At 70.9% G+C, this 11,708-nt stretch carries 9 protein-coding genes; 8 read left to right on the plus strand and 1 reads right to left on the minus strand.

The features are described from left to right. Window positions 1–16 precede the first annotated feature (16 nt). The 8 genes from ahcY to secA all read left to right on the plus strand — a co-directional run bounded on the left by ahcY (window position 17) and on the right by secA (window position 11,021). Window positions 17–1,504 carry an adenosylhomocysteinase gene (ahcY, locus tag OCS65_RS11555; RefSeq protein ID WP_006942661.1) on the plus strand — a complete coding sequence of 496 codons (1,488 nt, stop codon included), beginning with the start codon at window positions 17–19 and terminating at the stop codon, window positions 1,502–1,504. Between the two features lie 31 nt (window positions 1,505–1,535). Then, window positions 1,536–2,201 carry a dTMP kinase gene (locus OCS65_RS11560; RefSeq protein WP_029544615.1) on the plus strand — a complete coding sequence of 222 codons (666 nt, stop codon included), beginning with the start codon at window positions 1,536–1,538 and terminating at the stop codon, window positions 2,199–2,201. A gap of 5 nt (window positions 2,202–2,206) precedes the next feature. Beyond that, entirely contained in the window at window positions 2,207–2,884 is a 678-nt protein-coding gene (mtrA, locus tag OCS65_RS11565; RefSeq protein ID WP_006942670.1) for an MtrAB system response regulator MtrA, read from the plus strand. After that, a complete protein-coding gene (mtrB, locus tag OCS65_RS11570) occupies window positions 2,881–4,632 on the plus strand; it encodes an MtrAB system histidine kinase MtrB (RefSeq protein WP_080688640.1) in 1,752 nt (583 codons plus the stop codon). The genes mtrA and mtrB overlap by 4 nt, the downstream gene beginning before the upstream one ends. Then, on the plus strand, window positions 4,629–6,401 hold the full coding sequence (gene lpqB, locus OCS65_RS11575) for an MtrAB system accessory lipoprotein LpqB (protein ID WP_006942676.1): 1,773 nt from the start codon (window positions 4,629–4,631) through the stop codon (window positions 6,399–6,401). Before mtrB ends, lpqB begins: the two co-directional genes overlap by 4 nt. Before the next feature lie 43 nt (window positions 6,402–6,444). Further along, window positions 6,445–7,092, plus strand: coding sequence for a ComF family protein (locus tag OCS65_RS11580; protein WP_006942685.1), 648 nt, complete (start codon window positions 6,445–6,447; stop codon window positions 7,090–7,092). Window positions 7,093–7,347: 255 nt separating this feature from the next. Continuing rightward, window positions 7,348–8,022: a ribosome hibernation-promoting factor, HPF/YfiA family gene (gene hpf, locus OCS65_RS11585; protein WP_006942687.1), complete on the plus strand. Its 675-nt coding sequence runs from the start codon at window positions 7,348–7,350 to the stop codon at window positions 8,020–8,022. Window positions 8,023–8,189: 167 nt separating this feature from the next. Then, window positions 8,190–11,021 carry a preprotein translocase subunit SecA gene (secA, locus tag OCS65_RS11590; RefSeq protein ID WP_029544610.1) on the plus strand — a complete coding sequence of 944 codons (2,832 nt, stop codon included), beginning with the start codon at window positions 8,190–8,192 and terminating at the stop codon, window positions 11,019–11,021. Window positions 11,022–11,059: 38 nt separating this feature from the next. Here the strand turns inward: secA and OCS65_RS11595 are convergent, their stop codons facing one another. Next, a complete protein-coding gene (locus tag OCS65_RS11595; protein ID WP_037201793.1) occupies window positions 11,060–11,563 on the minus strand; it encodes an Rv3235 family protein in 504 nt (167 codons plus the stop codon). Between the last annotated feature and the right edge of the window lie 145 nt (window positions 11,564–11,708).

Consider the following 11,708-nt stretch of genomic DNA (forward strand, 5'->3'; position numbering starts at 1 on the left):
GGAGAGGCATTCTCACGTGTCCGACACCAAGCTCGTGGCCGACCAGCTGAATGGGATCGACTTCAAGGTCGCTGATCTGTCCCTCGCCGAATTCGGCCGCAAGGAGATCCGGCTGGCCGAGCACGAGATGCCCGGCCTGATGGCGCTGCGCCGCGAGTACGCGGAGGTGCTGCCGCTGAAGGGCGCGCGGATCTCCGGCTCGCTGCACATGACCGTCCAGACGGCCGTGCTGATCGAGACGCTCGTCGCGCTCGGCGCCGAGGTGCGCTGGGCCTCGTGCAACATCTTCTCGACCCAGGACCATGCCGCCGCTGCGGTCGTCGTCGGCCCGCACGGCACCGTGGAGGCCCCGCGCGGTGTGCCGGTGTTCGCGTGGAAGGGCGAGACCCTCGAGGAGTACTGGTGGGCTGCCGAGCAGATGCTCACCTGGCCCGCCGCCGCCGACGGGACACCGCGGCCGGCCAACATGATCCTCGACGACGGCGGTGACGCCACCATGCTGGTGCTCAAGGGCGCGCAGTTCGAGAAGGCGGGTGTGGTGCCGCCGGTGGACGAGGAGCACGACTCCGCCGAGTACCGGGTGTTCCTGGCGCTGCTGCGCGAGTCCCTCGCGCAGGACGCGAAGAAGTGGACGGCGATCGCCGAGTCGGTGCGCGGCGTCACCGAGGAGACCACCACCGGTGTGCTGCGGCTGTACCAGCTCTCGGCCGGCGGCGACCTGGCGTTCCCCGCGATCAACGTCAACGACTCGGTTACCAAGAGCAAGTTCGACAACAAGTACGGCACCCGGCACTCGCTGCTCGACGGCATCAACCGCGGTACCGACGTGCTCATCGGCGGCAAGGCCGCCCTGGTGTGCGGCTACGGGGACGTCGGCAAGGGCTGCGCGGAGGCGCTGCGCGGGCAGGGTGCGCGCGTGTCCGTCACCGAGATCGACCCGATCAACGCGCTGCAGGCGCTGATGGACGGCTTCGATGTCGTCACGGTCGAGGGCTTCATCGAGCAGGCCGACATCGTGATCACCGCGACCGGCAACAAGGACATCATCACCTTCGACCACATGCGCCGCATGAAGCACCAGGCGATCCTGGGCAACATCGGCCACTTCGACAACGAGATCGACATGGCCGGCCTCGAGCGGGCGGCGGACGTCACCCGCATCAACATCAAGCCGCAGGTCGACGAGTTCCGTTTCGCCGACGGGCATTCCATCCTCGTGCTGTCCGAGGGCCGGCTGCTCAACCTCGGCAACGCCACGGGCCATCCGTCGTTCGTGATGAGCAACTCGTTCGCCAACCAGGTGATCGCCCAGATCGAGCTGTGGACCAAGCCGGACGAGTACGACAACGAGGTCTACCGCCTGCCCAAGCACCTGGACGAGAAGGTCGCCCGCATCCACGTCGAGGCCCTCGGCGGCGAGCTCACCAAGCTGTCCAAGGACCAGGCCGAGTACATCGGGGTCGACGTGGAGGGCCCGTACAAGCCCGAGCACTACCGGTACTGAGCACGGTAGCGAGGATCGCAGGACACCGCCGATGGGCGCGTTGATCGTCGTGGAGGGGCTCGACGGGGCCGGCAAGCGGACACTGTCCGCGGGCCTCGTCGAGGCTTGGCGCGCTGCGGGATTCGTCGTCGCGACGCTCGCGTTTCCGCGCTACGGCGTGTCGGTGCACGCCGACCTCGGTGCCGAGGCCCTGCGGGGCCGGCACGGTGACGCGGCCTCGAGCATCGAGGCGATGGCCCTGCTGTGGGCCCTCGATCGGCGCGACGCCGCCGACGAGTTGCGGAAGCTCCTGGCGGACAACGACATCGTGCTGCTCGACCGGTATGTCGCGTCCAACGCCGCCTACACCGCCGCGCGGCACCACGAGGACGGCTCGGGGCCGTCGGTGGAATGGGTCCGCGAGCTCGAGTTCGATCGGTTCGCGCTGCCCGTACCGGATCTGCAGCTGCTGCTGCGGGTGCCCGTGGAACTGGCTGCGCAGCGGGCCCGCAGTCGCGCCGCTGCCGACACGGCCCGCGATCGGGACGCGTACGAACGGGACTCGGGTCTGCAGGCCCGGACCGGGCAGGTGTACGACGACCTCGCACGCCGACAGTGGATGTCGCCGTGGCGGGTTGCCGGACCCGACGCCGATCCGCGACAACTCGCCGCCGAGATCTCAAATCAGCTTCACCACGGTCGAGGAGTGACACGATAGAAGCCATGAAGCCGAGGATTCTGGTTGTCGACGACGACACCGCGCTCGCCGAGATGCTCACGATCGTCCTGCGGGGCGAGGGATTCGAGCCGTACGTGGTGGGTGACGGTTCGCAGGCGCTGAACGCGGTCCGGGAGATCCGGCCCGACCTCGTCCTGCTCGACCTCATGCTCCCGGGCATGAACGGCATCGACGTGTGCCGGGTGCTGCGGGCCGACTCGGGCGTGCCCATCGTGATGCTCACCGCCAAGTCGGACACCGTGGACGTGGTGCTCGGGCTCGAATCCGGCGCCGACGACTACATCGTCAAGCCGTTCAAGCCCAAGGAACTCGTGGCCCGGGTCCGGGCGCGGCTGCGTCGCACCGAGCAGGAACCGGCCGAGGTGCTCTCCATCGGCGACATCGCCATCGACGTTCCCGCCCACAAGGTCAGCCGCGGGGACGAACTGATCTCTCTCACGCCGCTCGAGTTCGATCTGCTGGTGGCGCTCGCGCGCAAGCCGCGGCAGGTGTTCACCCGTGAGGTGCTGCTCGAGCAGGTCTGGGGCTACCGGCACGCGGCCGACACCCGCCTGGTGAACGTCCATGTGCAGCGGTTGCGCGCGAAGGTCGAGAAGGATCCCGAGAATCCCGAGGTGGTGCTGACGGTGCGTGGCGTCGGCTACAAGGCCGGACCGCCGTGATCGGTGGGTACCGACTGCGGCGGCGGATCACGAGGAGGACCCTGCCGCTGCTGAGGTGGTCACGTGCGGTGAGCAACCGGCTCGCCCACACGTGGCGGCGATCGTTGCAGCTCCGGGTCGTGGTCTCGACCCTGTCGCTGTCGCTGATCGTGATGCTCGTCCTCGGTGTCGTGCTCACCAGCCAGATCACCGAGCGGCTGCTCGAGGTGAAGATCAACGCCGCCACCGAGGAGGTCGAGCGCTCCCGCGCACTCGTCGAGGGCCAGCTCGCCGGCGCCGACGACTCCGGTTCGCTGCAGGTACGGCTCGACGGGGCCGCCGCGGCATTGACCAACCGCGGCAGCGACGCCGGCCAGGACACCGGCGTCGCGGGCACCTTCGACCCGGTGCTGATCGTGCCGGGCGACGGACCGCGCGCCCCGACGTCGAGCGGTCCTGCCGACCAGATCCCCGAGAACCTGCGCGCCTTCGTGCAGAAGGGCCAGATCTCCTACCAGTTCGCGACCGTGTCGGATCCGGACGGTTACTCCGGCCCGGCCCTGATCGTGGGCACCCCGACGGCGTCGGACATCTCCACCCTCGAGCTGTACCTGGTGTTCCCGCTGGCGGGCGAGGAGAACACGCTGTCGCTGGTGCGGGGCACGCTGCTCGTCGGCGCCGGCGTGCTGCTCGTGCTGCTCGCCGCGATCTCGATGATCGTCGCGCGCCAGGTCGTGCTGCCGATCCGCTCGGCGTCGCGCATCGCGGTCCGGTTCGCCGACGGCCGCCTCAAGGAACGCATGCCGGTGCGCGGTGAGGACGACATGGCGCGCCTGGCCATGTCCTTCAACGAGATGGCCGAAAGCCTGTCGCGGCAGATCACGCAGCTCGAGGAGTTCGGCAACCTGCAGAAGCGGTTCACCTCGGACGTCAGTCACGAGCTGCGGACCCCGCTGACGACGGTGCGGATGGCCGCCGACCTGATCCACGACGGCAGCGACGAACTCGACCCGTCCCTGAAGCGGGCCTCGGAGCTGCTCGTCACCGAGCTCGACCGGTTCGAGAGCCTGCTGGGCGATCTGCTCGAGATCAGCCGTCACGACGCCGGCGTCGCCGAGCTCGCGGCCGAGCAGCTCGACCTGCGGATGTGCGCCCGTGCCGCGGTCTCCACCGTCCGGCACCTCGCCCGCGAGAGCGGGACCGAGCTGATCGTCGACCTGCCCGGCGAACCCGTCACCGCCGAGGTGGATCCGCGCCGCGTCGAGCGCATCCTGCGGAACCTGCTCGCCAACGCCATCGACCACGGGGAGGGAAAACCCATCCTGTTGCGCCTGCGCGCCGACGACAACGCCGCCGCCTTCATCGTCCGGGACCAGGGCGTCGGCCTGCGTCCGGGCGAGGAGAAACTCGTCTTCAACCGGTTCTGGCGCTCGGACCCGTCGCGGGTCCGGCGGTCCGGCGGAACCGGTCTCGGCCTGGCGATCAGCGTCGAGGACGCCAACCTCCACAACGGCAAGCTCGAGGCGTGGGGCGAGCCCGGCCAGGGGTCCTGCTTCCGGCTGACCCTCCCGCGGGAACGGGGACGCAAGGTCGGCCGCAGTCCGCTGCCGCTCGTTCCCAGCACGGTCCGTGCGGTCCAGGGCCGCCCGCTGCCGGGAGCGGCCGCGCCGGCCGAGGCGGAGTCGGCGGATGCCGGGACCGGCGACGACGCCGGGACGGCCGCGGATTCGGCGCACGTGCCGGTCCCGCCCGAAGGAGCCGCCACATGAGGGGCACGAAGACGATCCTCACGGCGATGCTCGGCCTGACCGTCGCCGTGTCGGGGTGTGCCAGCCTGCCGGACTCGTCGTCGCCGCAGGCGGTCGGCACCATCGCCCGTGAGCCCACCACCACCTCGGTCCCCCCGCCGGCACCGGGCCGGGAACCGGACCTGCTCCTGCGCGACTTCCTGCGCGCCAGCACCGACCCGGCGAACCGCCACCTCGCGGCCCGGCAGTTCCTCACCGCCGACATGTCGGCCGGGTGGGACGACGCCGCCAGCGCGACGATCGTGGACAAGGTCGACGTGCTGCCGGAGTCGCGCAGCGCCGAGCGCGCGACGTACGTCATCCGCGCCAACCGGGTCGGGCACCTGGAGGAGGGCGGGGTCTACCGCGCCGACGAGGGACCGTTCGAAACCAGGATCACGCTCGTGCTCACGGGCGGCGAGTGGCGCATCGACGAGATGGGACCGGGCGTCGTCATGGACCGCCCGCAGTTCCTCAACGGCTACCAGCGACGCTCGCTGTACTTCGTCGACCCGTCCGGGCGCACGGTCGTGCCCGACCCCCGCTGGATCGCCGCGACCCAGGACCAGACCGCGGCACAGCTGATCGACCTGCTCATCGAGGGCCCGAAGGCGGCCCTGGCACCGGCCGTGCGCACGGAACTCGGCTCCGGGGTGTCCGTGCGGGGGCCGATCACCAAGGCCGACGGCCGCACGACCCAGGTCGGTGTCGGTCTCGGGGGCGTCCGGATCGACTTCCTGGGGTTGAAGCCCCTGGGCAAGGAGAGCCGCGAGATGCTGGCGGCACAGGTGATCTGGACCCTCGCCAACGCCGAGATCACCGGGCCCTACGTGCTGCTCGCGGACGGTCAGCCGCTGGACGAGCGGTTCCCGAACGGCTGGACCACCGCGGACGTGGCGTCGATGAACCCGCTGGCCACCTCGAGCGCCACCATCGGCCTCCACGCCCTGCGGGGCGGCGGGCTGGTCAGTGTCGCCGAGACCGGGGTGACTCCGGTGCCCGGGGCCTTCGGCGCCGCGACGAACCTGCGCTCGGTCGCGCTGTCGCACGACGGCGAGCTCGCGGCCGCCGTCGCAGACACCGGGCGTCCCGCCCCCGAAGCCACCGCCGAGCTGCTGATCGGCCCCTACCGCGACGGGACGGCGGCACGTGCCCTGCAGGGCGAATCGATCACGCGGCCGACGTGGGCGCTCGACGACAACTCCGTGTGGGCCGTGGTCAACGGCACGAACGTGGTGCGCGTGGTGCGCGAGCCGGGCACCGGCCGGGTCACCGTCCTCCCCGTCGACGCCGGCTCCGTGCGGGCCGTGGGCAACGTGATCAGCGATCTGCGGCTTTCCCGCGACGGCGTGCGCGCGGCGATGATCGTGGACGGCCGCGTGTACGTCGCGGTGGTCGTGCAGAAGTCGAACGGCGAGTTCTCGCTCACGACGCCGCGGGAGATCGCCATCGGCCTCGGCAGCCCGGCGTTGTCGCTGGACTGGAGCACCCCGGACACCGTGGTGGTGGCACGGTCCGCCTCCGACGTGCCCGTCGTGCAGGTCGCGGTGGACGGCTCCCGCATGGACGCCCTGCCGAGCCGGAACCTCACCCCGCCCGTGGTCGCCGTCGAGGCGTCGACGACCTCGGAGTTCGTGGCCGACTCGCGGGCGGTGTTCCAGCTGAACAACGCCGATCCGGCCGGCGACCGGTACTGGCGCGAGGTACCCGGCCTGACCGGGCTGCAGGCGGTCCCCGTCCTGCCGGGCTGACGGTCCGGCGCGGGATGTCGGGGCCGGCGGCCACACTGGCGCGGTGCTGACCTCGCTGCTGGATCTGGTGCTGCCCGTCGAGTGCGGCGGTTGCGGACTCGCCGGCGTCGGCTGGTGCCGGCGCTGTGCCCGGGAACTGGCGGACGTGCCTGCACGGGTCCGGCCCCGGGTCGATCCCGGCGTGCCGGTGTGGGCGCTGGGGCCGTACCGCGGCGCCCGCCGTCGCGCGGTGATCGCGGCCAAGGAACACGGCCGGCGCGATCTGGCCGTCCCGCTCGGCCTCGCGCTGGCGACCGCCGTGTCGCGGTTGCGGCGCTGGGGTGAGCTGCCCGCCGGACCCGTCGTCGTGGTGCCCGCCCCGACGAGGGCGCGGGCGGCGCGGTCACGCGGCGGCGACCCGGTGACGCGCGCGGCGCGCGTGGCCGCCGGCCACGACCGGCGGCTCGAGGTCTGCGGCCTCCTCGGCACCGGGCGCGGCGTCCGGGATTCGGTGGGGCTGTCGGCCGCCCAGCGGCAGCGCAACCTGGCCGGCCGGGTGCGGATCCGGACGGCGGCGGGTCCGCCGCCCGGGGCGGCGGTGCTGCTCGTCGACGACGTCGTCACCACCGGCGCCACCGCGGCGGAGTCGGTGCGGGTCCTGCGGGCCGCGGGCCATCGCCCGTGCGGGGTGCTGGTGATCGCCGCCGCGTAGCGAGCCGGAGGGCCCTGCGCCGCGGGACGTGGGTCCGCGAGAAAGGGGACATCAGTCCTGCCACGAGGTGACCACGGCGTGAAATTCGACGGAACGGTGGCACTCCCCGCCGTTCCGTACTACCGTCGCCCTCAGACCCGAAAACACAGGTAGCGGGCGCAAAACGCCCCTGACCGTCGTGTCGGGCGGAGCGCGTTTCGCGCTCGTCGATCATGCCGGCGCGCGAGCTGCGCCGGCCGTACTCGGGAGGTACGAGTGACGATCCCTTCGAAGTCCAAGGTTCCCGCTGCAGAGGCCGAAGCCGGTACTGCGGAGTCCAACGGTCCCCGCGCCGACATCGTCGTCAAGGGGCGCAACGTCGAGGTCCCGGATCACTTCCGGGTCTACGTGTCCGAGAAGCTCGCTCGGCTCGAACGTTTCGACCCGACGATCTTCCTGTTCGATGTGGAGTTGCAGCACGAGCGCAATCGCCGGCAGCTGAAGAGTTGTCAGAGAGTCGAGATCACCGCTCGGGCCAAGGGACCGGTGGTGCGCGCGGAGGCGTCCGCGGACAGTTTCTACGCCGCCTTCGAGTCCGTGACGGACAAGCTGGAGTCGCGGTTGCGTCGCACGAAGGACCGCCGCAAGGTGCACCACGGGGAGAAGACCCCCGTCTCGGTCGCCGAGGCCACCGCGCAACTCGCCAAGGACGACTCCCTCGGCATCTCACCGGAGATCTCGCTGGAACAGCACGAGCCCGAGCCCACAGGTCCGGGCCGGATCGTGCGCACGAAGGAGCACACGGCCGAGCCGATGACCGTCGACGACGCGCTGTACGAGATGGAGCTGGTGGGGCACGACTTCTACCTGTTCCACGACAAGGAGACCGACAGTCCCTCGGTCGTCTACCGCCGGCACGCGTTCGACTACGGATTGATCCGGCTGGTGTGACGACCGCACCGCGGAGCGGCGGCGCCTCGCGCGCCACCCTGCCGAGCGGTCGCCCGTCGTCACCTCGCTGAAAGACCGCCTACCATGGAATCCGGCCGGGGTCGATACAGGCCTCGGCCGGATTTTCGTTGCCCGTGCTGTACCCGAGATTGAGGACGAACACGCCCGTGCTGTCGCTGTCGAAGCTGCTCCGAGTCGGTGAAGGTCGCATGGTCAAGCGGCTCAAGCACATCGCCGACCACGTCGATTCCCTCTCACCCGAGTTCGAGACGCTCACCGACGAGCAGTTGCGGGCCAAGACGGACGAGTTCCGCCGGCGTTACCAGGACGGCGAGACCCTCGACGAGCTGCTGCCCGAGGCGTTCGCGACGGCCCGCGAGGCGTCGTGGCGGGTGCTGGGCCAGAAGCACTACCCGGTTCAGATCATGGGCGGCGCGGCGCTGCACTTCGGCAACATCGCCGAGATGAAGACCGGTGAGGGCAAGACCCTGACCTGTGTGCTGCCCGCCTACCTCAACGCCATCGCCGACGAGGGCGTGCACGTGGTGACGGTCAACGACTACCTCGCCAAGCGCGACTCCGAGTGGATGGGCCGGGTGCACCGGTCCCTCGGGCTCGAGACCGCGGTGATCCTGTCCGGCCTCCCGCCCGCCGAGCGGCGCGCCGCGTACGCCGCGGACATCACCTACGGCACCAACAACGAGTTCGGCTTCGACTATCTGCGCGACAACATGACGCACTCGCTCGACGATCTCGTGCAGCGCGGCCACAACTTCGCGATCGTCGACGAGGTCGACTCGATCCTCATCGACGAGGCCCGCACGCCGCTGATCATCTCGGGCCCGGCCGACGCGTCGAGCAAGTGGTACGCCGAGTTCGCGCGGATCGCGCCGCTGCTGAAGAAGGACGTCCACTACGAGGTGGACATCAAGAAGCGCACCATCGGCGTGCACGAGGCGGGGGTGGAGCTCGTCGAGGACCAGCTCGGCATCGACAACCTGTACGAGGCGGCGAACTCGCCGCTGGTGAGCTACCTCAACAACGCCATCAAGGCCAAGGAGCTGTACCAGCGCGACAAGGACTACATCGTCCGCAACGGCGAGGTGATCATCGTCGACGAGTTCACCGGCCGCATCCTCGTCGGACGGCGCTACAACGAGGGCATGCACCAGGCCATCGAGGCCAAGGAAGGCGTCGAGATCAAGGCGGAGAACCAGACGCTCGCCACGATCACGCTGCAGAACTACTTCCGCCTCTACGACAAGCTCTCCGGCATGACGGGCACCGCCGAGACCGAGGCCGCGGAGCTGCACCAGATCTACGAGCTCGGCGTGATCCCGATCCCGACGAACAAGCCGATGGTCCGCGCGGACCAGGGCGACCTGATCTACAAGACGGAGGAGGCGAAGTTCGCGGCCGTCGTCGACGACGTCGCCGAGCGCCACGCCAAGGGCCAGCCGGTCCTGATCGGCACCACCAGCGTCGAACGCTCCGAATACCTGTCCAAGCAGTTCACCAAGCGCGGCATCCCGCACAACGTGCTCAACGCCAAGTTCCACGAGCAGGAGGCGACGATCATCGCCGAGGCCGGCCGGTCCGGCGCGGTGACCGTCGCCACCAACATGGCCGGTCGCGGTACCGACATCGTGCTCGGGGGCAACCCGGACATCCTGGCCGACGTGGAGCTGCGCAAGCGGGGTCTCGACCCGGTCCACACGCCCGAGGAGTACGAGGCGGCCTGGGACGAGGTGATCGAGCGGATCAACGCCGAGGTCAAGGCCGACGCCGACAAGGTCCGGGCGGCGGGCGGCCTGTACGTCCTCGGCACCGAGCGGCACGAGTCCCGCCGTATCGACAACCAGCTGCGCGGCCGTTCCGGCCGGCAGGGCGATCCGGGTGAGTCGCGCTTCTACCTCTCGCTCGGCGACGAGCTGATGCGCCGCTTCAACGGCGCGGCGCTCGAGTCGATCATGACCCGCCTGAACCTGCCCGACGACGTGCCGATCGAGGCGAAGATGGTCTCGAAGGCCATCAAGAGCGCGCAGACGCAGGTCGAGCAGCAGAACTTCGAGATCCGCAAGAACGTCCTGAAGTACGACGAGGTGATGAACCAGCAGCGCACCGTCATCTACGACGAGCGCCGCCGCATCCTCCGCGGGGAGGACCTCGAGGGCCAGGTCGAGCACATGATCGCGGATGTGGTCACCGCGTACGTCGACGGCGCCACCGCCGAGGGCTACGTCGAGGACTGGGACCTCGAGCAGCTGTGGACGGCGCTGAAGACCCTCTACCCGGTGGGCATCGACCACAAGGAACTCACCGTCTCCACGAACGGCGAGCCCGCGGACCTCAGCCGCGAGGAACTGCGCGAGGCCCTGCTGGAGGACGCGCGCGCCGCGTACGCCCGCCGCGAGGCGGAGATCGACGCCGTCGCCGGCGAGGGCGGCATGCGCGAGCTCGAGCGCCGCGTCCTGCTGTCGGTGCTCGACCGCAAGTGGCGCGAGCACCTCTACGAGATGGACTACCTCAAGGAGGGCATCGGCCTGCGGGCGATGGCGCAGCGCGACCCGCTCGTCGAGTACCAGCGGGAGGGCTACGACATGTTCATCGGCATGCTCGAGGGCCTGAAGGAGGAGTCCGTCGGATTCCTGTTCAACCTGCAGGTCGAGGCGGCGCAGCCGCAGCCGGCCCCGGGCGTCAGCGTCACCGCCGCGTCCGCGGCCGTCACGGCGCAGGCCGCCCCCACCCTGGCGAAGCCTGCTCCCGCCCCGGCACCTCCTGCTCCCGCGCCCGCTCCGGCCGCGCTGCGCGCGAAGGGGCTCGACGAGGACGAGGAGCGCAACCTCACCTACACCGGGCCGGCCGAGGACGGCAGTGCCCAGGTGCGGCGCAGCCCCGCGACATCGTCGCCGGCCGCGTCCGCGCCCGGGACGACGGGCACCCGCCGGCAGCGCCGGGAGGCGGCACGCAAGCAGACCAAGGCGCAGCGCCGCCGCTGACGACCCGGCCGGAGCGCCGGCCCGGCCGCGTCGTCCGGTCAGCCCAGCCACACGGTGGTGATCAGCCAGCCGTGTGGCGTCCGGCGTGTCGTGGGATGGCGCGAGACCCGGCCGGCCAGCGCGAACACGCGGTGGCCGCGGCCGTAGGAGCCGAACAACTCGGCGGTGTCGGCGTCGACCGCGCGCAGCCGGGTCCGCAGGAGCACCGCGGTCCCCGTGTCGCCCGACTTCGCCACGGCGGCGACGGTCGCGTGCAGCGACGAATGCAGCACCGCGGCGAGTTGGGTCTCCGGGCGGCGCCGGTCGGCCACCTCGAGGATCAACCGGGCCGCGAGGTCGGCGAACCGTCGCGCCGCCGGATCCACCTCCGGCAGCGGCCGGCCGGCCGGCGGCGCCGAGGCGCGCACCGAGCGGCCGTCGTGCGGGGTGAGGCGGCGCCGCGCGTGCCGGCGATGCGGTCCGGCCGGGCAACAGCGCTGCACCGGCGGCTCGAACGGAACGATGCGCCGGACGTAGTGGGCGTCGCCGTGCGGAGATGTCATCGGTTCTCCCGGATCCAGGGGGGCGACGTCGGCGCGGAACGGCCGACGCCCGGTGTGCGGACCCCGGGAGAGGACGGAGTCGCCGGTCATGGTGCCACATCCGCGCCGAGGAGGCGCGAGCATGGCGGGTCCGGTGTCGCCGCGT

This window comes from Rhodococcus aetherivorans, assembly GCF_025722975.1.
GTDB lineage: Bacteria > Actinomycetota > Actinomycetes > Mycobacteriales > Mycobacteriaceae > Rhodococcus > Rhodococcus aetherivorans.

What these genes read in the sequence shown, in the direction of transcription:
- OCS65_RS11560 (WP_029544615.1), top strand. Translation starts at nt 1,536, where the DNA reads ATGGGCGCGTTGATCGTCGTGGAGGGGCTCGACGGGGCCGGCAAGCGG.
- lpqB (WP_006942676.1), top strand. Translation starts at nt 4,629, where the DNA reads ATGAGGGGCACGAAGACGATCCTCACGGCGATGCTCGGCCTGACCGTC.
- mtrA (WP_006942670.1), top strand. Translation starts at nt 2,207, where the DNA reads ATGAAGCCGAGGATTCTGGTTGTCGACGACGACACCGCGCTCGCCGAG.
- OCS65_RS11595 (WP_037201793.1), bottom strand. Translation starts at nt 11,563, where the DNA reads ATGACATCTCCGCACGGCGACGCCCACTACGTCCGGCGCATCGTTCCG.